Source organism: Echinicola strongylocentroti (assembly GCF_003260975.1).
In the GTDB taxonomy this organism is placed as follows: domain Bacteria; phylum Bacteroidota; class Bacteroidia; order Cytophagales; family Cyclobacteriaceae; genus Echinicola; species Echinicola strongylocentroti.
This window is the reverse complement of record NZ_CP030041.1, coordinates 3,310,978-3,335,508: the sequence shown is the minus strand read 5'-3', so window position 1 is coordinate 3,335,508 and position 24,531 is coordinate 3,310,978. Positions and strand designations below refer to the sequence as shown.

The 24,531-nt window shown below is 44.3% G+C and carries 20 protein-coding genes; 14 read left to right on the top strand and 6 right to left on the bottom strand.

What is annotated here, in order from left to right; genetic code table 11:
- Window positions 1-613 precede the first annotated feature (613 nt).
- Both DN752_RS12970 and mazG read right to left on the bottom strand, forming a co-directional pair.
- Window positions 614-2,389 (bottom strand): chloride channel protein, encoded by a 1,776-nt coding sequence (locus DN752_RS12970; RefSeq protein ID WP_112784341.1) that lies wholly within the window; start codon window positions 2,387-2,389, stop codon window positions 614-616.
- A gap of 130 nt (window positions 2,390-2,519) precedes the next feature.
- Window positions 2,520-3,320 carry a nucleoside triphosphate pyrophosphohydrolase gene (gene mazG, locus DN752_RS12965; RefSeq protein ID WP_112784340.1) on the bottom strand — a complete coding sequence of 267 codons (801 nt, stop codon included), beginning with the start codon at window positions 3,318-3,320 and terminating at the stop codon, window positions 2,520-2,522.
- A gap of 73 nt (window positions 3,321-3,393) precedes the next feature.
- Between mazG and DN752_RS12960 the strand changes: the two genes are divergently transcribed.
- From DN752_RS12960 to DN752_RS12945, 4 genes are all read left to right on the top strand, one after another.
- Window positions 3,394-3,627 carry a hypothetical protein gene (locus DN752_RS12960; protein WP_112784339.1) on the top strand — a complete coding sequence of 78 codons (234 nt, stop codon included), beginning with the start codon at window positions 3,394-3,396 and terminating at the stop codon, window positions 3,625-3,627.
- 73 nt (window positions 3,628-3,700) lie between these two features.
- Window positions 3,701-5,092: a phosphoglucosamine mutase gene (gene glmM, locus DN752_RS12955; protein ID WP_112784338.1), complete on the top strand. Its 1,392-nt coding sequence runs from the start codon at window positions 3,701-3,703 to the stop codon at window positions 5,090-5,092.
- A gap of 324 nt (window positions 5,093-5,416) precedes the next feature.
- Window positions 5,417-6,559 (top strand): cysteine desulfurase family protein, encoded by a 1,143-nt coding sequence (locus tag DN752_RS12950; RefSeq protein WP_112784337.1) that lies wholly within the window; start codon window positions 5,417-5,419, stop codon window positions 6,557-6,559.
- A gap of 147 nt (window positions 6,560-6,706) precedes the next feature.
- A complete protein-coding gene (locus DN752_RS12945) occupies window positions 6,707-7,081 on the top strand; it encodes a UDP-glucuronosyltransferase (protein ID WP_112784336.1) in 375 nt (124 codons plus the stop codon).
- A 2-nt stretch (window positions 7,082-7,083) separates the two neighbouring features.
- Here the strand turns inward: DN752_RS12945 and DN752_RS12940 are convergent, their stop codons facing one another.
- Window positions 7,084-7,314 (bottom strand): hypothetical protein, encoded by a 231-nt coding sequence (locus tag DN752_RS12940; RefSeq protein WP_112784335.1) that lies wholly within the window; start codon window positions 7,312-7,314, stop codon window positions 7,084-7,086.
- 335 nt (window positions 7,315-7,649) lie between these two features.
- Between DN752_RS12940 and DN752_RS12935 the strand changes: the two genes are divergently transcribed.
- From DN752_RS12935 to DN752_RS12920, 4 genes are all read left to right on the top strand, one after another.
- Window positions 7,650-8,555, top strand: a complete 906-nt coding sequence (locus DN752_RS12935) for an AEC family transporter (RefSeq protein WP_112784334.1) — start codon at window positions 7,650-7,652, stop codon at window positions 8,553-8,555.
- 259 nt (window positions 8,556-8,814) lie between these two features.
- The gene (gene guaB, locus DN752_RS12930; RefSeq protein WP_112784333.1) at window positions 8,815-10,293 is read left to right on the top strand and encodes an IMP dehydrogenase; all 1,479 of its coding nucleotides are present in this window, start codon (window positions 8,815-8,817) and stop codon (window positions 10,291-10,293) included.
- Between the two features lie 600 nt (window positions 10,294-10,893).
- Entirely contained in the window at window positions 10,894-11,514 is a 621-nt protein-coding gene (gene pnuC, locus DN752_RS12925) for a nicotinamide riboside transporter PnuC (protein ID WP_112784332.1), read from the top strand.
- Window positions 11,498-12,028 carry an AAA family ATPase gene (locus DN752_RS12920; protein ID WP_112784331.1) on the top strand — a complete coding sequence of 177 codons (531 nt, stop codon included), beginning with the start codon at window positions 11,498-11,500 and terminating at the stop codon, window positions 12,026-12,028. Before pnuC ends, DN752_RS12920 begins: the two co-directional genes overlap by 17 nt.
- An 85-nt stretch (window positions 12,029-12,113) precedes the next feature.
- On the opposite strand, the gene DN752_RS12915 is transcribed toward DN752_RS12920, so the two are convergent.
- On the bottom strand, window positions 12,114-13,106 hold the full coding sequence (locus tag DN752_RS12915) for an NTPase (RefSeq protein WP_245949209.1): 993 nt from the start codon (window positions 13,104-13,106) through the stop codon (window positions 12,114-12,116).
- Window positions 13,107-13,297: 191 nt separating this feature from the next.
- On the opposite strand from DN752_RS12915, the gene DN752_RS12910 reads away from it, so the two are divergent.
- The 4 genes from DN752_RS12910 to DN752_RS12895 all read left to right on the top strand — a co-directional run bounded on the left by DN752_RS12910 (window position 13,298) and on the right by DN752_RS12895 (window position 20,820).
- Entirely contained in the window at window positions 13,298-14,206 is a 909-nt protein-coding gene (locus DN752_RS12910; protein WP_245949207.1) for a M28 family peptidase, read from the top strand.
- Window positions 14,207-14,273: 67 nt separating this feature from the next.
- Window positions 14,274-15,383 (top strand): acyltransferase family protein, encoded by a 1,110-nt coding sequence (locus DN752_RS12905; protein WP_112784330.1) that lies wholly within the window; start codon window positions 14,274-14,276, stop codon window positions 15,381-15,383.
- 567 nt (window positions 15,384-15,950) lie between these two features.
- On the top strand, window positions 15,951-18,209 hold the full coding sequence (locus DN752_RS12900) for a TonB-dependent receptor family protein (protein WP_112784329.1): 2,259 nt from the start codon (window positions 15,951-15,953) through the stop codon (window positions 18,207-18,209).
- Window positions 18,210-18,567: 358 nt separating this feature from the next.
- Window positions 18,568-20,820 carry a S9 family peptidase gene (locus DN752_RS12895; protein WP_112786535.1) on the top strand — a complete coding sequence of 751 codons (2,253 nt, stop codon included), beginning with the start codon at window positions 18,568-18,570 and terminating at the stop codon, window positions 20,818-20,820.
- Window positions 20,821-20,900: 80 nt separating this feature from the next.
- Here the strand turns inward: DN752_RS12895 and DN752_RS12890 are convergent, their stop codons facing one another.
- Window positions 20,901-21,482 (bottom strand): Crp/Fnr family transcriptional regulator, encoded by a 582-nt coding sequence (locus tag DN752_RS12890; protein ID WP_112784328.1) that lies wholly within the window; start codon window positions 21,480-21,482, stop codon window positions 20,901-20,903.
- A gap of 180 nt (window positions 21,483-21,662) precedes the next feature.
- Complete coding sequence (locus DN752_RS12885) at window positions 21,663-22,145, bottom strand: GNAT family N-acetyltransferase (protein WP_112784327.1); 483 nt, start codon at window positions 22,143-22,145, stop codon at window positions 21,663-21,665.
- 203 nt (window positions 22,146-22,348) lie between these two features.
- Between DN752_RS12885 and DN752_RS12880 the strand changes: the two genes are divergently transcribed.
- Window positions 22,349-23,062, top strand: a complete 714-nt coding sequence (locus DN752_RS12880; RefSeq protein WP_112784326.1) for a Crp/Fnr family transcriptional regulator — start codon at window positions 22,349-22,351, stop codon at window positions 23,060-23,062.
- Window positions 23,063-23,245: 183 nt separating this feature from the next.
- Window positions 23,246-24,517, top strand: a complete 1,272-nt coding sequence (locus DN752_RS12875; protein ID WP_112784325.1) for an alginate export family protein — start codon at window positions 23,246-23,248, stop codon at window positions 24,515-24,517.
- The last annotated feature ends 14 nt before the right edge of the window (window positions 24,518-24,531 follow it).

Here is a 24,531-nt window from a genome sequence, read left to right as displayed (position 1 = left end):
GAAGTTGACATCTCCATCTCCAACACTTCCGTAAATCCATTACCGTATAGGTCAGGCAAGCTAAAGTCCAAAGGTATACGGTGAACGCGGGTTGTATGCTGGACCTATATGGATCGTCTCCCTAACCTAGCCAGCAGAAAGTGAATCAAGCTATTTAATTTTTCCGGGAATTCAATTCATTTGGTATGTCGCCACACAGCCACTGGACACTAAGGTTATTGTAGACGGATTCCCAGTTTTTTTGGAAAATAAACTCACTGGTTAGATGTCCTATGCATAAGGGGAATAATCACCAAATTTAGGTTAAAATATTTTATTCTGATTCTTGATCAATTCCACCCTAAATTGAGAGGTGAAACAAACACTTATTGAAACAAAAAAAGCCGCTATACTTACAGAAAAAGGCTCCAAAAAAAGACCCCTAAATTTATCCACAAATATCAACACTTATCCACACTGTAGCGCAGTGGTTGTATATGTATCTGATAATCAGTAAATTATATGGATTGAGAACAATCCTGATTTGTGGATAAAACGCTGTAAATGAATTTTTTACTATTTAGGTCTATGTGGGTAAACGTGGATAAACTATAAAACAAAATAAAATTTTAAGCTACTCCCTCTGCTGCCTGATAAGTCTGGTTCGGTAGGCATTGAAAATACGGGATTTGCTTATAAAGCCCAAGTACCTACCATTATCTACCACTGGCAGATTCCAAGCTCCAGAAAGCTCAAACTTGTCCATCACTTCCCGCATGCTTTCTGATGGCTGGATGGTATCCGGTGGACTGTGCATCAGTTCCCGGATCTGGACTTCACTCTGCTTCTCACGGTCAAACATGATGTCACGTATATCATCTAGCGTGATAATTCCATTCAGTTCGCCTTTTTCATCGACTACTGGAAAAATATTTCTGTTGGAGAGCTTTACTAACCCACATAGGTCCTTCAGCAATGCATCTGGGTGAATGGGCAGCAAGTCCTTTTCCATGATCCTACGTATGTCTATCAAGCCAAGCACTTCCTCATCCTTGGTTTCAGGAATATGCTTTCCTTGCTCCAGCAATTGGTTTTTATAAAGGGAGTTCTTGTCGAAATAGTTGGTTGTAGCCAGTGAAATCGCCGATACCAACATCAATGGGACAAAAAGCTCATAGCCGCCAGTAACCTCAGCAATCAAGAATATGGCTGAAAGTGGTGCATGTTGCACGCCACTCATCACTCCACACATGGCTACCAAGGTAAAATGGGCCACTGGAATAGGAATATAGATTCCGAAAAAATTATTGGCAAAAGCAAAAAGGAAGCCTGTGATCCCCCCCACATAGAGGGATGGCGCAAATATCCCACCACTCCCACCACTCCCAATGGTCAATGCCGCCGCAATAGGCTTGGCAAAAATAATCAGGAGGAGGTAAAACAGAATAAAGTAGGTATTATTGATCTCAGAGAAAAAGGGGCTTCGGTTTAGCAATACAGCAGGGTCTCCCAAAATGAGAGAATTCAAGGTGCTATAGCCTTCACCATATATCGGAGGAAAAAAGAAAATGATCAAGCCCAAGGCGGCACCTCCTATGAGGATTTTCAGCCAAGGGTTGGATTGCCTCTCCAATAGGTTTTCGGTCTTCAGTACAGACTTGATAAAATAAACCGACACCAAACCGGTAATCACCCCAAGGACCAAATAGTAGGGTGTGTGGGCAGCGATAAATTCTCCAGAAAGATCAAAGGAAAATATGGGGTCATTGCCAATAAGCACCATCGTGGTCAACGATCCCAATACTGAAGCGATCAGCAGAGGAATAAACGATGCGGTATTTACTTCCATCAGGATGACTTCTATGGCAAAGATTACCCCACCTATTGGCGAGCCAAAAATCGCAGAAATACCACCAGCAGCACCACAGCCAATTAGGATGTTTCTTTTTTTGGCATTCAAGTGCATCAGCAAGCCGGAGTTGGATCCGATCGCTGAGCCTGTCACCACGATGGGAGCCTCCAGCCCCACAGATCCCCCCATTCCTACGGTAAGGCAGGAGGTTACTACTCGGCTGTACATCTTGACCCGTGGGATCAAGCTTTTCTTTTTGGATATATTATAGAGAATCTCGGGTATGCCATGGCCACCATAATCGTTGACGACGTATTTGCCCACGACATAAGTGAGGAAAATACCGATCAATGGGTAAAGTATAAAAAAGAAGTTGGCGTACTCTATCTGAAACCCTTCAATAAGCCAATGCTGAATGGAATGGACAGAAACTTTGAGCACTACGGAAGCCAGTCCCGTAAGGATGCCAATGACACCACTAAGAATCAGAACAAAGTTCTTAGTACTTATATGCTTAAGCCGCCAGATTAAAAATCGGGTTATGATATCTTTTGCCAAAACGGAACGAAGTTGATAATCAATTTATTCGGAGACATTTAAGGTTATTTGGCTTGTTGCGGTTAATCCAATCCAAAAGTAAATATTTATTGTCACCCAAGCTTAAAGAATGGATGATAAATTGGATAATTTATTGATTTTTAGCTTCATTCCAGTAAACATCCATCTCAGCAAGGCTCATATCTGCCAATTTCTTACCCGCTTTTTTGGCTGCTTCTTCCAAATACTGGAACCTGTACATGAATTTCCTGTTGGTCTTTTCCAACGCCTCTTCTGGATTGATCTCCATAAACCTGGCATAATTGATCAATGAAAACAACAGGTCTCCAAATTCCCCACTAGCATTTTCTGCGTCGATGGGACCTGATCCTGTCACATCAAATTCCGCTTTGAATTCCTGCATTTCTTCCTCCACTTTTTCCCAGACCTGATCTTTCTCTTCCCAGTCAAACCCTACACCACGGGCTTTCTCCTGGATTCGCATGGCTTTGATCAATGCCGGTAAAGACCTTGGCACTCCCCCAAGGACACTTTTGTTGCCTTTTTCTTGCAGCTTGATCTTTTCCCAGTTTTGTTTGACGGCTTCGTCGTCCTTTGCCTCGGTATCTCCATAAATGTGGGGATGGCGGCGGATCAGTTTTTCGCAGAGACTATCGATGACCGTGCTGATATCAAAAACTTCCTTTTCTGAACCTATTTTTGCATAAAACACGATGTGCAGCAAAATGTCCCCAAGTTCTTTTTTTACTTCTTCCAAATCACCGTCAAGAATGGCATCTGAAAGCTCAAAAGTCTCTTCTATGGTCAGATGGCGTAAGCTTTCGATGGTCTGCTTACGATCCCAAGGACATTGCTCCCTCAGCTCATCCATAATGGTCAACAGCCGATCAAAAGCTTCTAGTTGTTGTTTTCGGGAGGAGATTTTGGACATATGATTTGGGAAACTATTTGGATTGTGTGGACGTTTTCAAAGTATTACGTAAATTTGAGCAAATTAATTGGATATGGCAACTCTATATTTGACTTTGGGATTTCTCGCATTGTTTTTCATTTTAATGTCCGTGAGGCTTATTTTCCTCAAAAACGGGCAGTTTAAAGGAACATGCGCATCACAAAACCCTTACCTGAACAAAGACGGCGGCGGCACTTGTAGCTACTGTGGAAAAACCATGGACGAAAGTGAATCATGTGGCAACCCCGATTCGGAAGTCAACAAGGTAATGGCAAAATTCAAATAATCACCATGACATAAACTCCTGTTAGCCGAGGCAGACGGGTTTTTTTCTTATAGTTTAACTAAACGCTATCAAAGTGGCATTAATTAAGTCTATTTCCGGTATTCGTGGAACTATCGGAGGAAGGACAGGAGAAGGACTGACTCCTGTTGACATTGTAAAATTTACCTCAGCTTACGGAGCGTGGATCTTAGAAAAAACCAACAACCCCAGGATCATTATCGGCAGAGATGCGCGCATCTCTGGAGACATGGTATCCCGACTGGTTACGGCTACACTTCAAGGGCTGGGCATCCATGTGATCGATTTGGGGCTGAGCACTACTCCTACGGTGGAATTTGCCGTACCGCTCGAAAAAGCGGGAGGAGGCATCATCCTCACCGCCAGTCATAATCCCATCCAGTGGAATGCCTTGAAACTCCTCAATGACAAAGGTGAGTTTATCTCGGACCAAGATGGAAAAGAGGTGTTGGAAAAGGCCGAAAAAGAGGACTTCGACTTTGCGGGGGTAAAACAGCTGGGTGAATATACTTTGGTGCATGACTATATCGACAGGCATATTGACCATGTACTTGGCCTTTCCCTTGTAGACAAGGACGCTATCGCATCCCGTAACTTCAGTGTGGTCATTGATTGTGTCAACTCCACCGGAGGAATCGCACTGCCCAAACTCCTGAAAGCCCTTGGTGTCAATCAGGTGGAAGAAATGTATTGTGAGCCAAATGGTCATTTCCCCCATAATCCAGAACCGTTACCTGAAAACCTAAGGGATATTTCTAGCAAACTTAAAAATGGGAAGTTTGATCTGGGCATAGTCGTAGATCCAGATGTGGATCGATTGGCATTCCTTACAGAAGACGGATCTACCTTCGGGGAGGAGTATACATTGGTGGCAGTGGCGGACTATGTCCTGTCGCAGACTGCTGGCAATACCGTCTCCAACCTCAGCTCCACAAGAGCCCTCAGGGACGTTACGGAAAAGCACCAAGGCACCTACAATGCCGCAGCGGTAGGGGAGGTAAATGTGGTCAACAAAATGAAAGAAACCAACGCCGTCATCGGCGGCGAAGGCAATGGCGGTGTCATCTATCCCGAGTCACATTATGGCAGGGATGCGCTGGTGGGCATAGGACTCTTTCTGACCCACTTGGCCAAATTTGGCAAAACAGCCAGCCGCCTAAGGGCCAGCTACCCAAATTACTATATTTCCAAAAACAAAATTGAGCTCACTCCTGATATTGATGTTGATGCAATCTTGGATGAGATAAGCCGTAAGTATAGCAAACAGCCCATCAATGATATAGATGGGATCAAAATAGAATTTGACAAAGAGTGGGTTCACCTACGAAAGTCCAACACAGAGCCCATCATTAGGATCTATTCTGAGTCGGAGACCCAAGCCACTGCTGAGCACTTGGCCAACAAGCTGATCCTCGACATCAAGGAGGTTATATCCGCAAATAAGTAAAATAACTATTTCCAGTTATTCAACATAGGTTACCACCAAAGTACTTTGGTGGTATACGGTCTGGCCTACACCTGGACTTTGAACCCGGTTTATGCATTAGGAATCGTGATCGCCTGTCCCGATAGCTATCGGGAAGGTTTGAAACTACAAGAAAATCAGGCTGTTTGGAGATTGAGGCATCCGCCGCGGCGGATGGTGAAATCGAAAACAGCAGCGAAGCGACTGATTTTGAAGTAGGTTCATACCGCAATAGATAGGCTAATGCATATTCCGGGTTGAAGGTATAAACCGAAATAAAAAACAGTACCCAAGTATTACAGAGAAATGAAAGTTTATTTAGATAATGCAGCCACCACCGCTTTGGACGACAAAGTGCTGGAAGCGATGCTGCCTTACATGAAGGGCCACTATGGCAACCCTTCTTCTGTCCATTCCCATGGGAGAGAAGTGCGTACGGCCATTGAGCGATCCCGGAAAAAGGTCGCCGCATTGCTCAACGCTTCCCCAGGAGAAATCTTCTTTACTTCTGGAGGGACAGAAGCAGACAATACAGCCTTGGTAGGCGCCATAGAGACATACGGTATCAAAAATGCGCTCACCTCCCCGATGGAGCATCATGCTGTCCTCCACACACTCCAAGAATGTGAAAAACGAGGACATATCAAGCTGGATTATGCCCAAGTTAATGGCAAAGGCCAGATTGACATGGGGCACCTTGCTGAGTGGATCCAGACACACCCCAACTCACTCGTCTCCATTATGCATGCCAATAACGAAATCGGAAATATCAACGATATCAATACCATTGGCCAGCTATGTAAGGAACACGATGTCTTTTTCCATTCGGACACGATACAGACCATGGGCCATTACGTCCATGACCTGAAATCACTTCCCATTGATGCCATCGTAGCGGGAGGGCACAAATTCCATGGGCCTAAAGGATCAGGATTTCTCTATTTGAACAAGAAAAACAAGATCCGTCCGTTCATATATGGAGGAGCCCAAGAAAGGAGCATGAGGGGCGGTACTGAAAATGTCTATGGCATCGTAGGCATCGCCAAAGCATTGGAGCTGGCTTATGAAGAAATGGAAGAACACCAGCTACACGTCCAACGTCTAAAGAAAAGATTTATCGACCAACTTAAAGAAGGTATTCCTGGGGTGCAGTTTAATGGGCTTTCGGAAGACCTTGACAAAAGCCTCTATACCGTACTGAATGTCAGTCTTCCCCCATCTGAAGAAAACAGTGGGATGCTGTTGTTCAATCTCGACCTTCACGGTATTTCTGCCTCTGGAGGTTCGGCCTGTAGTAGTGGAGCCACTGTCGGCTCACATGTTTTGCAAGCACTTAATGCACCATCTGACAGGGACGCCGTCAGGTTCTCTTTCAGTCGTTTTAATACACACGAAGAAATTGATTATACAGTAGAAAAACTAAAAGAACTATATGGCGTAACCGCCTAAATAGGTTAAGAGTGAAACAGTAAATTAGCCGGCCAATTGGTCGGCTTTTTTGTTGAGGTAAAACGGAATCACCTAAAAGAAGAATGAATATCAAATATTCCATTCTTCCATGAATGGTTTCCCACCCATAACGATTACTTTTGAAACATGATTGATTTTGATTTTGCGCCCGAAAGTTACTTTGACGGTACAGGACCATCTGCACTTCTGGCCAAGCTGGCTTATCCCGAGAGCCAATGGGGGGAGGAAATCAGCATTTATGCGGCTCCGCTAGACGGTAAGATCTATTATGAAGTGGTAGATTTTTATGGGAATGACTTCAAGGTAAAGCCCGAAAAGTCCAGTGCCCCCTTAAGCCTTCAGGAATTTATATTTCTGATAGAGACCTTGGAAGTGGTGGGGCATGCCAGTAAGGGAGACATGAACCTCACACTTTCCGGAATTCCAGAAGTAAAAAGCAATGTTTACCCCCAACTGGAAGCTTATTTTAAAGAGAAAAGAAACAACTTTGGAATACGCTAATCTCAAAAATCCCAGATAGTGGAAGGGGAGCCATTTTGTACGTGATTGGTTTGGCACCAGTATTCGTACGTATCGAAATCGATGCAATCCTTTAGTTCCATTCCTTGATAGGTTATTTGCTTGATGCTGGATCCTGGCAAAAAACTCCTCAGATCATTGGCCTGATCGATGGTCAACTGTGAAAGTTGGACGATCCGCTTGTTATCGATCAAAATAGGTACAAGTTTTGTCATAGCATTAGATTTTCTTTCAATAAAGAAACTATATAAAATTAAAATATTGATTAACAACACATTACATTACTGTTAATTTAACCCGATTTATGCATTAAGAACCGTTATAGCCTTTCCCGACAGGTATCTGGATGAGCCGAAGCTGCCATAACATCAGCTGGTTTGGAGGTGTAGGTGTAGCACCGCTACAGTAATCCTGTCTAGCTGCCAGATAGAATCGAAAACTAAAGCAAAGCGGCTGATTTCATCCGCCCTATAGTCGGATCAGGTCGCAATACCAGTGCGTCGTGGCGTAGATAGGCTAATGCATATTCTGGGTTCAACCACCTAACTTTATGACCAACCTTGTCCTTGTCATTCTCTGTCTGATCATTGGAGTCTTATTGCAAAAGGTAAAGGAGATGCCTGATGACGCACCAAAAGCACTCAATACGTATCTTATTTACATCGTTTTGCCAGCATTGGCCTTACTCCATATTCCCGAGACGCAACTTTCCCTCGGTTTGCTACTTCCCGTGCTGACAGCTTGGATCAGTTTTGGGCTATCATGGGTGGTGTTTGGTACATTGGGCAAGAAATTAGGATGGAGCAAGGCCACCACAGGATGCCTCATCATCGTCCCCGGTCTGGCCAATACCTCGTTTATAGGCTTTCCCATCATTGAAGCACTTTATGGATCAGAAGGGCTGAAAATCGCCCTTTTGGTGGATCAAGCGGGTTCCTTTATTATCGTCAGCAGTATCGCCATCATCGTAGCGTCCATTTATGGACAGGGCAAAAAACGTAAACGGGATGTCACAAAAAAAATACTTACTTTTCCGCCATTCATCTTCTTCCTGATTGCGATAGGCATGAACATCTTTCATGTGCAGCTGTCAGGCATGCCCCAGGAAATACTGGAAGCTTTTGCTGCTACCCTCACACCCATTGCCCTTATAGGTGTGGGACTGCAGGTAAAGATCAATTCATCCACCCTTTCTTCCATCCATCTTTGGTACGGATTGGGCTATAAGCTGCTAGTTATTCCAGTATTGATTTTCTTTGCCTACCGATTGGTCTTGAGCCCCGATAATATCCTCTATAAAGTCAGCGTGATGGAAACGGCCATGGCTCCGATGATCACTGGCTCCATCATCGCAATCAACAACAACCTTAACCCTAAGCTGGCTTCCTTGCTGGTGGGAATTGGTATCCCGATTTCTTTTGGGACATTGATAGGATGGTATTATTTAGTAGGGTAATATTTAGGCGTGAAAAGTAATTCATATTAGTTTTTTTCCGCTCCAACCAATCTCCTGAAAGCATTTTATACCACTTGCCAATGATCCTTTTGCACCTTGGCTTTTTGAAACATCATCGCAAAATAACATTTCCAAAGAATCTTCCACTAATGGATAAAATTTACGATAAATTTTAAATTATTTTTTTACAATCGTTGATTGGCATTCAAATTTGTTTGTATCTTTGACGGGCAAATAGGGTTCCTTAACCAAGTTTGCCATGAATCTAAACACCGATAAATTCCTCTTTGAAGCACTTACTTATGATGACGTGCTTCTGGTGCCTGCATACTCAGAAGTATTGCCACGTGACACCAACACATCCACTCAACTTACTAAGAAAATCCGGCTGAACATCCCTTTGGTTTCTGCAGCTATGGATACCGTCACCGAAGCAGAGCTGGCCATTGCCATTGCCCTGGAAGGTGGTCTTGGTTTTATCCACAAGAACATGACGATCGACCAACAGGCTGCACAGGTCCGTAAGGTAAAGCGTTCACAAAGTGGGATGATCCTGGATCCTATCACCCTGCAGATCGATGCCAAAGTAAAAGATGCCGAAACCATCATGAGGGAATACCATATCGGCGGTATCCCAGTGGTGGATAAGGAACGAACCCTTAAAGGTATTATCACCAATAGGGATCTCCGGTTCATCAAGGACCAACAACGACCTGTTAGGGAAATCATGACCGTCAACAACCTGATCACTGCCAAAGCAGGAATCACGCTGGAACAGGCCGAAGAAATCCTCCAAGAACACAAAATCGAAAAACTCCCAATCGTAGATGAGGAATACAGGCTGACAGGACTGATTACCTACAAGGATATTCTGAAGAGAAAGGACAAGCCCAATGCATGTAAAGATGAATATGGCAGACTAAGAGTGGGGGCTGCTGTAGGTGTAACAGCCGACATCGTCCAGCGGGTACAGGCCCTCAAAGAAGCGGGGGTAGACGTCGTTTCTATAGATACTGCCCACGGCCACTCCAAAGGTGTCATCGAAACCTGTAAAAAAATCAAAGAAACCTTCCCTGACCTAGAAGTAATCGTAGGAAACATTGCCACTCCTGAAGCAGCGCTCGCATTATCCGAAGCCGGTGCTGATGCAGTCAAGGTAGGGGTAGGGCCAGGAAGTATCTGTACCACCAGGGTAATTGCCGGCGTAGGACTTCCGCAGCTCTCAGCGGTCTTTGAATGTGCTAAGGCCCTTAAAGGCTCAGGCGTCCCTGTCATTGCTGATGGTGGGATCCGTTATTCTGGTGACCTGGTAAAAGCCGTAGCTGCAGGAGCTAGCTCCATCATGATCGGTTCTTTGCTTGCTGGCACAGAAGAAGCACCAGGTGAAATGATCATCTACCAAGGACGAAAGTTCAAAACCTACCGCGGCATGGGCTCTCTCGAAGCGATGGAATCCGGCTCCAAGGACCGTTATTTCCAAGATGCAGAAGACAATATTAAAAAATTGGTGCCTGAAGGCATCGTCGGTCGTGTGGCGTTTAAAGGCTTGGTTTCTGAAGTACTTTACCAATTGGTCGGCGGACTTCAGGCAGGTATGGGGTACTGTGGCACCCAAACAATTGAGGATCTACAAGAAAATGGCAAATTCGTAAAAATCACCGCAGCTGGTGTCCATGAATCCCATCCACACGATATTAACGTCACCAGAGAAGCTCCCAACTACAGCTTGAAGGGATAACAAAATAAGATATTATGGCAAAGAGGCTACCCAAAACTGGGTGGCCTTTTTTTTAACCTATCAACAGCCTTTTTGAATTTAACCCGGTTTATTCATTAGGAATCATTATAGACCGCAATAGATAGCCTAATGCATATTCCATCTAACTCCGGAAGGCTTCTATATCGTGGAATTTGGTATGGCTAGATGGGAGTGTTTAACTAGGCTTTCTATCTGCTTAAGGAAAATCTTTTTTGGAGACATTCCCAAGGACGTGCCTCGGGTAAATTAATTACCGCATTTTCCCTATTGTGCCCTATGTGTCTAATGTGGCTGTCTAATAACCTGAGCTCGACTTAATTTTAGTATAAAAAGCGTCATTGCGAACCCTTTTTTGGAGGATGTGGGTTGGAAAAGGGTGTGGCAATCCCGAAATACTGAGACTGCCACGGCTTCCACCCGCTCAGACCTCCCTCTAAGCCTCGCAGTGACGGTTTTATAATCGAACTGAGGTTAATAAGTTAGCCACTTTACGTTATTTTCTCAACGTCTTAGAATCCGGGTTACAACATTCCTACTGCCATTCTTCCTTTTCAGCATTTTTTGCCGTTATTTCGGGGCATGGATTGTCAATGGATCATCAACGGCTTTATGGAAGGTCTCCAGCACATGACCTGGCTGGAAGCTCTTGCGGTAGTGTTTGGTATCGCCAGTGTGTTTTTCTCCATGAGGGAGAATATCCTGGTATATCCCACTGGGATCATCAGTACCTTGATCTATGTATGGATCTGCCTAGAGGTAAAGCTCTATGCGGATATGGGCATTAATGCCTACTTTTTTTCGATGTCCATCTATGGCTGGTATGTCTGGACACATCCAAGACCCGGCAAATCAATTCTTCCTGTCACTTGGCTAAAATGGAAAGGGTGGATTTATGCGATTGCCTTACTTGTAGCGACTTATGGCGTTTTATACTTCGTGCTGTCCACTTATACAGATAGTGACGTTCCCTATTGGGATTCGTTTACTACCTCTTCCGCCTTTGTGGGGATGTACCTAATGGCCAAAAAGAAAGTGGAAAACTGGATAGCTTGGATCATTACCGACTTGGTTTCTGTTCCGTTGTATTTTTACAAAGGACTAATTTTGACCTCTTTCCAGTTCCTGTTTTTTACTATTTTGGCTGTTCTTGGTTTGATAGCTTGGATAAAATCAGAAAAAAAACATGCCCGATCAGCTTAAAAAAATAGTCATAATCGGACCAGAATCAACAGGCAAAAGCACCCTCACTTCAGCACTTGCTGCTCACTTTAAGGAACCGTGGATAGAAGAATTTGCACGTGAATACATTGAGCAACTTGATAGGGAATATCGCTATGAAGACCTGTTGGAGATTGCCAAAGGACAACTCCACTTGGAGGAAAGCAAGGCAAAAGAGGCCGAGAAATTTCTTTTTTGTGATACTGACTTGCATGTCATCCAAGTGTGGTCCGAGTACAAATACCATAAAACGTCCTCTTGGATAACGGAGCAGATAGCACATAGGGAATATGACCTTTACCTGCTTACGGACATCGATATACCTTGGGAAGATGACCCCCAAAGGGAGCACCCAGACCCTGAAATGAGGCAGTTTTTTTACGATTGGTACGAGCAATTAACACGCTCCATTGGCGTGCCCGTGGTCAAAATCTCAGGAGACTTGAACACACGGATCACCACTGCCGTTCAAGCCATTAATCAGTATTTCAAATAATCATCCTGCCCACCGCTTAGATTTTACGGACAAACTCAGTCTACAGGCACTGTGCTATTTTTATTCCCTTGGCCCTTGGCTATGTCTAAGGTTCGATTTTCAGGTTTTTAAGGAAATTGATGAGGGCCGTTTGACCATTGGGATCTGCATCCCACTTGGGACCTATATAGAGTTCATTTCTCACCAAAAACTTAATGTAGTATTTGACCACGATCCTGTCAGTATTTTCAAGACTTGCTGGGTCGAGGCCCATGCTTTCCATCAGGTCGGCCTCTCTTCCCTCCACACGCGTCAATACAAACTGGATACGATCGCTTATCAATTGCTTGTCCGAACGGATTTCCGTAAGAAAAACCGTTTGATGCTCGTAATACTGATCAAAAATCCGTTCCAAATTGGCCTTTTCTGCTTTTTGGGCAGCAAGCACTTCGTCGTTGGATTTTCCATAGAGGTCGTAGCGATACCGTGTCAGCAAGGCATTTTCCCCACTAGCTCCAGACAGGGGGATGCCTAGCTTAAAGATATCCAAGTTCAATGGGTTCTCGGCCACAAATCGCCCAGATATGGCGTTATTATTGGCTGGAGCCGTGCTGGCACCTTCAGCTCCGCCCACCAGTGGAGGTAAAAATGTGGGGACGTCCAATGCCATCAGGTTTTTACTGCGCATTCCTTTTCCAGCGGCCACCACCCGCTCTTTGAGAATTTGGATGTCATTAGCTTCCATTGTCCATGAAGAACCTGCCGAAACGATACTTTCATTGCCTGAATATTCCAGGATATTTATGTAAAAGTCACCATTGCTCTTACGCGTAAGGATAAGGATGTTTCTTATCAAACGCTGGCTGAAAATAGTGGCGTAAGCACGCTGGATTTCCTCGGAAAGGATCAATTCTTCCAACTCATAATATGCCACGGGATCTCCTCCTGCTTCGACCAATGCGGGGTGAACTTCCCGTGCGATGGCCTTCCACTGCATGATAGGACGGGCATCGGGAGCATTGGAAATAAGTATGACGGCTTTTCCATCCAAAAAGTGCTCCGGTAGCTGAGTTTGGCAGAAAATTTGAATTGACATCATTACAGATAAAAATAGTAACGGAAGCACTTTCACGTAAAACCCCTTCAAAATGACGGGTTTCATGAAACGAATCCTTGATTTTTTGAGCATATTTGTCAACAGATGTAAGTTTATAAAAACCTTTGGTGGCCGCAATTGACCTTACCAAAAGACTAAATTAGTATTTTCGCCGATATACTTTACCCCTTCTAATGCAGAATCCCATGAGAATGCCAAAAATCATCGTTTTAATGTTCTTTATCCTCAGCCCGTTATGTGTTTCTGGCCAGCAAGTAGACCGCTCACAGTTGATGGAGGATTTTCAGTTTCTCGCCTCAGACGCACTTCAAGGCAGAGCGCCCCTGTCGGAAGGCAGCATGAAAGCCCGCGAACTGATCAGAAGCCGCTTTAAAGCACTCGGCATGACCAGCCAATATGATGAATTTACCCAGTATTTTAGTTTTGGCAAAGAAAAGAAAATAGAAAATGCTGCCAATATCGTTGGGTTCATTCCTGGTACAGAAACGGAAAAAATCATCGTTGTCACTGCCCATTATGACCATTTGGGCGTAAGGGAAGGCAAAATCTATAATGGTGCCGATGATAATGCATCAGGGACTGCTGCGTTATTGACCTTGGCTGCCTATTTTTCCGAAAATCCCCCACAACATTCCATGATCTTTGCTGCTTTGGATGCAGAAGAGATGGGGCTTCAGGGAGCCAAAGCCCTTGTCAGGGATTTTCCCTTTCCTACAGAGCAGATCATTCTCAATGTCAATATGGATATGATCAGCAGAAGTGATAAGAACGAAATCTATGTCTCGGGAACTTATCACTACCCCACGCTAAAACCTACTTTGGAAGAAGTGGCAAAAGGCACTGATGTCTCGCTTAAATTTGGCCATGATATCCCAGGTTCTGGTCATGATGACTGGACCAAAGCCTCGGACCATGCCCCCTTTCATGCCAAAGGTATTCCTTTTCTATATTTTGGTGTGGAAGACCATCCCGACTACCATCAGGACACAGACACTTTTGATAAAGTCAATCAGGACTTTTACTACGATGTGGTACAGCTCATCTTGGATTGTCTCATTGAACTGGAACTAGAGATTAATTAAAATTTTTAATAATTAATAAATCTTAAATTAATATATTGACGATTGGTTAACCACTAATCGTTTTTTTATGCCCAATCAACGTATCCTTTCTCTAGATGTATTCCGAGGCATTACCATATTTGCCATGATCTTGGTAAACAATCCCGGCTCATGGTCACACGTATATGCACCATTGCTACATGCCAAATGGCATGGCTGCACACCCACGGATTTGATTTTTCCCTTTTTCCTGTTTATCGTCGGAGTGGCTATCGAGCTTTCCTTGGGAGGACAGGTGCGGAAAGGAAGGCCAAAGAGAGAATTGATGAAAAAGTCCCTTATCAGGTCACTGAAGCTAATTGGCCTTGGATTGCTATTAACTGCCTTTCCCTATTTTGATCTTGCCAACCTTCGCTTTCCAGGTGTGTTGCAGCGAATCGGTATAGTATATTTCATCAGCACCGTGATGTACCTGTATCTGTCCCGAAGGGCATTGGTGATTTCTGCCGGTAGCATCTTAATGGGATATTGGTTGTGCATGACGCTGATTCCTGTCCCAGGGATTGGGCCTGCCAATTTGGATCCAGGCACTAATCTAGCGGCATGGATTGACCAACAATTACTCGCGGGACACATGTGGTCACAAACTAAAACCTGGGATCCTGAAGGGTTGTTTTCCACACTACCTGCCATCGTTACCTGCCTTCTTGGCGTGGCTTGTGGCAAAATCCTTACCGGATACACCTCCCATAAGGACCGATTGACCAAGTGGAGCCTTGTCGGAATAGGATTACTCCTCGGTGGTGGGGTATGGTCAATGGCCTTTCCAATGAACAAGGCACTTTGGACAAGCTCCTTTGTCCTTTATACTGCTGGATGGGCTTTCTTGGTCCTGGCTGCATGCTACTGGATCTTGGATGTCAAAGGCTGGAAAAAATGGTCCTTGCCGTTTGTTATTTATGGCATGAATGCGATCACCGTATTTTTCCTATCCGGGATCATTGCCAAACTCTTCGGCCTTATCAAGGTCAATCTTGCTGGAGAAGCTGTCACCTTGAAGTTCTTTCTCCAAGAAGTCCTCTTTAACGGTTGGTTAACACCAAAAAATGCTTCCCTAGGTGGCGCTATATTGATGATGATAATTCTCTTTGTCCCTGCCTATATTTTGTGGAAGAAGAACATTATCATTAAAGTGTGAAGGTTCCTATGCTGGAATATTGGAGAATTAGCCCTTAAGTGAAATGATATGTCCATCAGCTAGGCTCGCAGCATACGGATTCCATTTACGATGAAACACTCACTCCGTCCAGCTCATTGGGTAATACCTTATTTACCTTCTCCAAGGCCTTGCCTCGGCTAAATTGATTACGGAATTTTTCCTATTGTGTCCTATGTGTCTAATGTGGCTGTCTGACACGTTAGCTGTTTTTCGTAAATTTTTTCGATATCTGGGAATTTGGGTTTAACATCCCTATGACCGTTGGTGTAATTATCCATAAAAAGGTTCTAATCACTTAAACCCGGAATATGCATTAGCCTATCTACGCCACGGCGCACAGGTGTTGCGACCTGAAACTGCTTCAAAATCAGCCGTTTCACTTTAGTTTTCGGCATAACCGTAGCGGTGCTACGCTAATGCCTCCAAACTAACTGATTTTCTTGCAATTTCAGCTCTCACTACGATTCCTAACGCATAATCCGGGTTAAACATAAATAGATCAATTATCCTTATTTCATTTCCTGAGAATCTCGTTAATTTTAATCTATGAAACTTTCACTTTACAGCCTGACATTTATTTTGCTCCTCGGCCTGGCTCCAGTGGCAATGGCGCAAACCTCCCTTACTGTTATCGATGATGAAAGCGGAGAGGCGATCCCCTCAGTAGTCATCACAATGGATAATGGCGACAGGTACCTTACTGATGATAATGGACAGGTATCTTTGGAGCTATCTGCTCATACCAAGGCCTTGTTTACACACATTGCTTATGAGGCCACAAGAAAAACCATCGCTCCCAATACCCCTACTGACATTCGCCTTACCAAAAAAGCCAATCAGCTTTCTGAAGTGGTCATCTCTTCTTTTGAGTCCGAAAGGTACTTAATGGAACAGGCCGCCGCCGTCAGTAAGATAGACCAAGAAGCCCTCTACCGTTTCAACGAGACTTCTATTGTCAATGCCTTCAACACCAAGTCGGGCATCCGCTTTGAGGAGCGAGCCCCAGGAAGCTATAGAGTATCCATCAGGGGGAGTTCGCTTAGGGCTCCCTTCGGCGTTCGTAATGTCAAAATCTACTGGGATGGCATTCCCTTTACCGCTCCTGATGGCACGACTGCACTCAATATATTGGACCTTTCTAATATCGAGGGTGCCGAAATCATCAAAGGTCCCGCAGGAAGTATTTACGGCGCAGGTAATGGCGGTGTCATCTCCTTCACCCCGGGAAAAATCAACCAAAACAAAGCCGAGACATCGGTATCAGGAGGCAGCTACGGCTTGCTCAAGTACCGGGTGGCTGTGGATCAAATGATAGAAAATGGCAGCCTTTCTGCTAGCTATGTCAAACAACAATCGGACGGCTATCGTGATCACAGTGCTTTGGATAGAGGGGTATTCCAACTCCAAGGAAGATTTGAGCCTTCTGACAAACAACGCATCACTACCCAACTCCTTTATTCGGACTTGTTTTACGAAATCCCTGGAGGACTGACTGAAGAACAAATGAACGCAAATCCACGTCAAGCACGTCCTGGATCTGCTGAGCAAAATGCCTCTATAAACCAAGAAAGCCTCTATGGTACACTGGTTCATGACTACAGGTTTAACAAAAAATGGAGCAACCACACCGCTGTATACCTCCAAACAACTGATTTTGAAAACCCTTTCAATTTGGATTATAAAAGGGAAACCCAGTATGGATACGGTGCCAGGACCAAATTCCAGCTAAATGACCGATGGGGGAAGTTTCCCGTGAGATTACTCTTTGGTGGTGAATACCAGTTTGCCAATACCAGCGCTCAGAACTTTGGCAATAGAGAAGGAAGGGCCGACACCATTCGTTTTGCGGATGACCTGATCACCACACAAGGATTCCTGTTTCAGCAGATCGAAATCAACTGGACAAATGACTTATTGATGACCTTGGGCCTCAGCGAGAACTTTTCCCGTTATGATATCAACAGGACGGTAGATGCCAGTGCTGGAGATCCTTATGCTGCCGAGCGGAATTTTGATCCTGTAATCGTTCCGAGGATTGGGCTTTCGGCCCAGCTCACAGATTATTCGTCCGTTTATGGTAGTATCAGCTCTGGTTTTTCTCCTCCTACCATCGACGAGGTACGCACCAATGAAGGCAGCATCAACCTCGACTTGGAAGCCGAAAAAGGAACGAACTACGAAGTCGGTTATAGAGCAGAATTCCTGAACGGAAATGTACAATTGGACGCCAGTGCCTTCTTTTTCAAATTGGATGAGACCATCACTACCTACACCAATCCGCAAGGGGTCGTCCTCTTCCGTAATGCCGGCGCAACAGACCAAAAAGGACTTGAAGCACAGCTCGACTATATCCTCCTAAGCAACCCAGCAGGATGGATCCAGCAACTGAAAATGGGCCATGCTTATTCCTTCCATCATTTTAGATTTAAGGACTATATAAATGACGGGGAAGACTTCTCGGGAAATGCACTGACCGGAGTACCTCAAAATAATCTCGTCAACCGCTTAGACCTCACTTCCAGAACAGGATTATACTTAAACCTTACTTATCAATGGGTAGACGAAATCCCACTTACAGATGACAATGCCATCTACCAAGATCCCTATCACCTGATGAATGCACGTCTAGGCTGGCGAAAAAATTTCGGCAGCACTTGGCAAATGGAAATTTATGGAGGTACCGATAACCTACTGGACCAGCGATACAGTCTCGGGAATGATCTCAACGCCTTCGGTGGGCGCTACTACCAACCCGCTGCCGATCGCAATTTCTATGGTGGTGTGAAAGTGAAAATGCTGTATTAAACCCGGAATATGCATTAGCCTATCTACGCCACGGCGCACAGGTGTTGCTACCTTAAACTGCTTCAAAATCAGCCGTTTCACTTTAGTTTTCGGCATAACCGTAGCGGTGGTACGCTAATGCCTCCAAACTAACTGATTTTCTTGCAATTTCAGCTCTCACTACGATTCCTAACACATAATCCGGGTTAAAACAAGACCAGTGGCTTCCAATCCAATTTTTCTACAATATTAACCATTCCTAACACAGCATTGACCAAAAGAGATTCAAGCCAGCAATCAAAGGAGAACTTATGTGATAATGATTATTTTTAGCACTGAACTTGGGTTGAGTTTCAGGTTAATGAACGAAAATACTATTATGAAAAAGTTAACCTATATCACCTATTGTTGTGCAATCTTCCTGTTTGGTCAAGTGAGTTTTGCGCAAAATGCTACCCTTGACATCGACCGGATCTATTCCGGGGAATTTAGTCAAGAAGGAATGAGTAGCTACGAATGGGTAGAAAATGGCCATGCCTATGCAGTGGTAGAAAATACACAAGATGGAAAGCCTGTAATAGCCAAATATCAAACGGACTCGGGAGCAAAAAGCCTTTTGGTCACTGGAGAGCAGCTGGTACCTGCCGGCAAAACAGCCAGTATCGGTGTGGAGCGTTTTTTATTTTCTCCAGACAGGACCAAGCTCCTTATCTTCACCAATAGCTCTAGGGTCTGGCGAGCCAACACAAAAGGAGATTACTGGGTATTGGATTTAAAAACCAATGAGCTATCGCAGCTTGGCAGCAGCTTTCCTTCTTCCTCCTTGATGTTTGCCAAGTTCTCCGAAGACAATAGCAAAGTGGCCTATGTGCATGATTTTAATTTATTTGTGGAGGATATTGTCACTGGAGAGATACAGCAACTTACAGACCGCAACAATGAGAATAGCATAAATGGTACCTTCGACTGGGCTTATGAAGAGGAATTTGGTGCAAGGGACGGTTTCCGATGGAGCCCCTCCGGGGAGCATTTGGCCTTCTGGAATTTTGACATCTCTGGAGTGGGTACTTTTTATATGATTGATAATATCGACTCCATTTATTCCAAACCTCTTCCCCTGCAATATCCTAAAGTAGGGCAAGATCCTTCTTCTGTAAAGATCGGTGTGAGTGACCTAAATAATAACAAAATCCATTGGGTACCCCTGCCCGGATCCAGTGTACAGCATTACCTTCCGGGAATGCAATGGGTAAATAGCGAAACACTGCTCATCCAACAGCTAAACCGTCATCAAAACCAGCTCACCGTCTGGACCTACAACATCAGAACAGAGACGATAAAAGCCGTATATAAAGAAACGGAAGAAACATGGGTAGACATTTACTATCCAGATGTATCTGCAGGTGGTTGGGAAGAAAACGACCTAAAACTGGTAGACAACAATACCGCCTTTCTACGTCTTGCCGAAAGTGATGGTTGGCGACATGCATATAAAGTGTCCATCGCATCGGGTGATAAAACCCTACTGACCCCTACTGAATTTGACGTTGCCTCGATTGCTGGTGTCACGGATAGCAGCATCTACTTCCACGCCTCTCCCACAAACACCGCACAGCGCTACCTTTACAGCGCCAGCCTAAACGGAAATGGGGAAATACAGCGGATTACACCCGAAGGAGCCAATAATGGTATCAATATTTATAACTGCTCACCCAATGGTCAGTATGCCATTCAGCAACATGACGAAGCGCTAGCGCCCAGCACTTATAACCTCGTAAGTCTACCCAATCATAAAACCCTCCGGTCTTTGGTAGAAAACAACAGGTATAAACAGCAATTGGCCGATTTGAAGTTGCCCGAAATACTGTTCTTCCAAGTAGATACGGAAGAAGGTGTCCCTATCGACGGCCGAATGATCAAACCAGTGGATTTTGACCCAAGCAAGCGATACCCGGTACTTTTTCATGTCTATGGTGAACCCTGGGGCGCAGTGGCCACTGACAACTTTGTGGGGTTGTGGAATATCATGCTTGCCCAAAAAGGCTATATCATCATCGACATGGATAACCGCGGTACGCCATGTCTCAAGGGAAGCGAATGGCGAAAAAGCATCTACCGCCAGGTCGGTAGGATCAATGCCCGAGACCAAGCCTTGGCCGCCAAAGAGGTATTCAAGCAATTTCCTTTTGTGGATCAAGACAGGGTAGCTGTCTGGGGATGGAGCGGTGGTGGCTCCATGACCCAAAACCTGCTTTTCAAGTACCCTGATATCTATCACACGGGTATGGCTGTAGCGGGAGTTTCCTTACAGCTGATATATGACAATATCTACCAAGAGCGCTATATGGGGCTTCCTCAGGAAAATGTAGCCGATTTTATCGAAGGGTCTCCGATTTCACATGCCAAAAACCTAAAAGGCAACCTCCTGCTCGTCCATGGCACCAATGACGATAATGTCCATTATCAAAGCCAAGAACTGTTGGTGGATGAACTGATTCGTCACAATAAACAATTTGACATGATGGCATATCCCAACCGATCCCACGGCATCTATGAAGGCATGAATACCAGAAAGCACCTTTATACCTTATTGACCAATTACCTGATGGAACACGTGCCCACCAATAAATAATCCCGGTTTATGTGCCCATCATGTGATGGTCCAATAAGTCAGCTATTTTACACTATTTTTCCGATATCTTGGGATTAGCGTCAAAGTACTCTACGCTGGACAATGCGCTTTCTGATCCTGCTCAATGCCTGTGGAGTGACGCCTATATAGCTGGCCAAGTATTTTAGGGGAATTTGTTGGAACAGTTCAGGTCGGTCAACAAACAGATCAAGGTATCGCTCTTCGGCAGTCTGTTGCAGTAAGGCCAATTCCCGCTTTGCCTTTTTCAAAAATAATCCCTCTGCTGCACATCTGCCTATTCTTTCGCCAGCATCAGAAAGCCTATATACCTCCTGCAACCCTTCATAACTAATCCTCCAAAGTTTTGTTTCCCCTAAAGTTTCGATCGAATAACCACTCGGCATCTTGGTCAAGAACGAATCGTAAGCACTCATAAATTCTCCTTCAAAAGAAAAACCAAATGTCATCTCGTGCTCATCACCAGGCACAAAATACCTAACCATACCTCTTTCAATGAAGGACAGGTGGTTTTCCACTTGACCAAGGGAAAGTACACAGGACTTGGCTGTAAAAACCCTGGACGTAAGCCGCTCACGGAATATATTCCAATCTGCATCACTTAACGGTACTTGTGCTTCAAAAAAATGTCTTATTTGTTCCATTTGGATAAACCCGGTTTATGCATTGGAGAAATTGTGTATCCGCAATGATGCCAGTGACCACTGAAACAGATCCTCACAGAAACCACGGAGATCTCAGAAAAGGCGTTTTTCATGCTGGGTGTTCTGCGCATCCCGTGAGAAATAAAATCTACTGACAAGAAAGCGTATATTCAAAAATTTTTATTTAAGAAAGCCCTTTTCTACCCGATAATTGGTGAGTTCCAATCCATTGACCACTTTGGTGTTTTCTTGCACCATATGGAAGCCCATTTTTTCAAAAAAGGGCACGGCTGTTTTGCTGGCATCGGCTATAATTAGCTCAGCATCGTTTTCCTTTGCCTTGTTTTCTAATGCTTTTAGCAGCCGTTCAGCTAGGCCAATTCGCTGATATTCGTGCTGAACATACATGAAATCAATATAGTTATCATCCTTTAGCGCACCAAAACCCACAATTTTAGTTTCATCTTCGGCCACTAGGAAGTATTCACTGGCTAGTGCTTGTCTCCACCGTTCCTCATTGATTACTGAAGAAATCCAAGCAGCTATTTGCTCCTCTGAATAGTCATTTTTACAGGAGCTTTGGATGGTTTCTACATAAAGGTGCTGCACCTTCATCATATCATCCATCTTAGCTTGTCGAATATTGATCTCGTACGCTTTCATTTTCAGGTGATTATTTTGCCATTTACAGACCTATTTTGGTAGAATATAGCGAATTATTTCCAACAAAGTAGCTTAGTCCGAACACAAAATTTGTACATTTTTATGAAGCGAACAAATCAAAATCCCTGCTTTTCCAACTTTTTAACCACTACTTAATTTATGTTGCTATTTTTAAGTATATTTACGTATAATAGTTTATAAGTATGGAAACGAACACAGCAAATTGCTTCACCTGTACCAATACTTCTTGTATCATCAAGAAAAACTGTCATCTCCAAGAAATGGCTGAATTCCTATGTCAAAAAAACACCCTTGTTTGTAAGAAAGGACAAAATTTTATCATAGAAGGAGCGCCGATCCATGGGCTGTATTTTATCAACCAAGGGAAGGTGAAAGTGGCCAAAACAGGCCTTAATGGCAAAGAGCAAATTGTCCGGCTGACCAAGGATGGTGACATTATCGGTCACCGTGGATTCGGAGCAGGACAAGCCTATCACATCTCTGCCACCGCCTTGGAGGATTCCACGCTTTGCAATTTTTCTACTGACACCATGAAAGCCATGCTCCAGCAACTGCCTTCCTTGACCTATGATCTGATGACTTTTTATGCCGATGAGCTTAGCAGAAGTGAAACTAAAGTGAAAAAATTTGCTCAAATGACTGTTCGTGAGAAAGTTATCGATGCTTTTTTGTATATTAATAGAAAGTTTGGCCAAAAAGATGGCTTTTTTGATGTGAAATTATCCAGAAAGGAGATTGCTGATTTCGCAGGAACCACCGATGAACAGGTTATTCGCATTATTTCTTCACTAAAAAAAGAAGGACTAATTCAGGCATCAGGAAAAAATTTGGGCATAAAAAACGTAGAATTACTTAGAAAAGAGATTTCCGAGCACAATTATTTTATTGATAGCTAAATCGCTTTATTATTGTTCCTGATGCTTTTTTGAATGAATACCTGCCAAAACGCAGGTTTTTTTATGGTAAAAAAGGGGCGCTCTACTGCATTAACGCATAGAACCTCTGTCATACGTAGCTTATGTTTGCATAAGTAATACGTAATAATACTTATTTATAATATACCACCACAAAACAATCCAATGAAAAAGATTTATCTCCTAACCGCATTGATGTGTGGACTCTTGATCTCCAAGACATTTGCACAAGTCCGCATTTCTGCTGAGGTACGACCCAGATCTGAATTTCGCAATGGCTTCAAGACACTCACAGATGATAGCAAAGATCCCGCTTTCTTTACAGAGCAGCGGTCAAGGCTGTACTTGGACTATACCAACAGCGACTTTGTTTTCAAACTGGCTTTTCAAGATGTACGGATCTGGGGAGAGACCACCCAGGTCTTCAAGGAAGAACCCGGCAATACTTTCCTCAGTGAAGCTTGGGGCCAATACTTCTTCAATCCTGAATTTTCGGTAAAAGTAGGCCGCCAGATCCTCTCTTATGATAACCAGCGCTTCCTTGGTGGACTGGAATGGGCACAGCAAGGCAGAAGGCATGATGCGCTTTTGTTCGTCTACGAAAGTGAGGAAAAAAGCACCCAACTGCACGTAGGACTTGCCTATAACCAAGATGACGACGTGCCCGAGCCTGGTTTCCTCCAAGGTGATGGTGCCAATTTTTATAGCGTATCCGGCAATTACAAAACCATGCAATATGCGTGGTTTCACAAAGACTTTGACACAGGTGGGTTTTCGCTACTCGCACACAATGCCGGCTATCAAAATGCAGACAGCACCGTTTCCAATAAACAAACCTTTGGTTTTATCCCTAATATAAACCTTGGCAATGTGGCCGTCGCTGGTGACTTTTATTACCAATCCGGAAAACAAGGAACCAATGATGTCAGCGCCTTCCTTGCCGGTGTCAATGCCACCATCCCTACTGCCGTCACGCCCCTTACCATCGGTGTAGAATACATCTCCGGTGACGGTAACCTCACAGACGGGAAAAACACCGCTTTCAGCCCAGACTTCGGAACCAACCACGCCTTTAACGGCTTTATGGACTATTTCTTCGTTGGTTCGGCCAATGGCGCTGTAGGCGTTAATGATATCTACCTCAAGACGAAATGGAAGATCGGCAAAGGTAGCCTCCAAGGACATATACACCAATTCTTCACCGGATCCAGCCAATATGATGGCACAGGCGAAGAACTCTCCAAGGCCATGGGCACTGAAATTGACTTGGTCTATGGCATCAAGCTGGCCGAAGCTGTCACCTGGAATATCGGCTATTCCCAGATGTTTGCCACTGACACCATGGAGTCCATCCGTGGTGGTGACCGTACCCACATCCAAAACTGGGCCTGGACCATGATCACCTTCAAACCAACACTCTTCACCTCATCCAAATAAGTTAACCTAAAAAA

Bases quoted from the DNA above. Each gene is read 5' to 3' on its own strand.
- mazG (WP_112784340.1), bottom strand. From the start codon at position 3,320: ATGTCCAAAATCTCCTCCCGAAAACAACAACTAGAAGCTTTTGATCGG.
- DN752_RS12960 (WP_112784339.1), top strand. From the start codon at position 3,394: ATGGCAACTCTATATTTGACTTTGGGATTTCTCGCATTGTTTTTCATT.
- DN752_RS12950 (WP_112784337.1), top strand. From the start codon at position 5,417: ATGAAAGTTTATTTAGATAATGCAGCCACCACCGCTTTGGACGACAAA.
- DN752_RS12945 (WP_112784336.1), top strand. From the start codon at position 6,707: ATGATTGATTTTGATTTTGCGCCCGAAAGTTACTTTGACGGTACAGGA.
- DN752_RS12940 (WP_112784335.1), bottom strand. From the start codon at position 7,314: ATGACAAAACTTGTACCTATTTTGATCGATAACAAGCGGATCGTCCAA.
- DN752_RS12935 (WP_112784334.1), top strand. From the start codon at position 7,650: ATGACCAACCTTGTCCTTGTCATTCTCTGTCTGATCATTGGAGTCTTA.
- guaB (WP_112784333.1), top strand. From the start codon at position 8,815: ATGAATCTAAACACCGATAAATTCCTCTTTGAAGCACTTACTTATGAT.
- pnuC (WP_112784332.1), top strand. From the start codon at position 10,894: ATGGATTGTCAATGGATCATCAACGGCTTTATGGAAGGTCTCCAGCAC.
- DN752_RS12920 (WP_112784331.1), top strand. From the start codon at position 11,498: ATGCCCGATCAGCTTAAAAAAATAGTCATAATCGGACCAGAATCAACA.
- DN752_RS12915 (WP_245949209.1), bottom strand. From the start codon at position 13,106: ATGATGTCAATTCAAATTTTCTGCCAAACTCAGCTACCGGAGCACTTT.
- DN752_RS12910 (WP_245949207.1), top strand. From the start codon at position 13,298: ATGCAGAATCCCATGAGAATGCCAAAAATCATCGTTTTAATGTTCTTT.
- DN752_RS12905 (WP_112784330.1), top strand. From the start codon at position 14,274: ATGCCCAATCAACGTATCCTTTCTCTAGATGTATTCCGAGGCATTACC.
- DN752_RS12900 (WP_112784329.1), top strand. From the start codon at position 15,951: ATGAAACTTTCACTTTACAGCCTGACATTTATTTTGCTCCTCGGCCTG.
- DN752_RS12895 (WP_112786535.1), top strand. From the start codon at position 18,568: ATGAAAAAGTTAACCTATATCACCTATTGTTGTGCAATCTTCCTGTTT.
- DN752_RS12890 (WP_112784328.1), bottom strand. From the start codon at position 21,482: ATGGAACAAATAAGACATTTTTTTGAAGCACAAGTACCGTTAAGTGAT.
- DN752_RS12885 (WP_112784327.1), bottom strand. From the start codon at position 22,145: ATGAAAGCGTACGAGATCAATATTCGACAAGCTAAGATGGATGATATG.
- DN752_RS12880 (WP_112784326.1), top strand. From the start codon at position 22,349: ATGGAAACGAACACAGCAAATTGCTTCACCTGTACCAATACTTCTTGT.
- DN752_RS12875 (WP_112784325.1), top strand. From the start codon at position 23,246: ATGAAAAAGATTTATCTCCTAACCGCATTGATGTGTGGACTCTTGATC.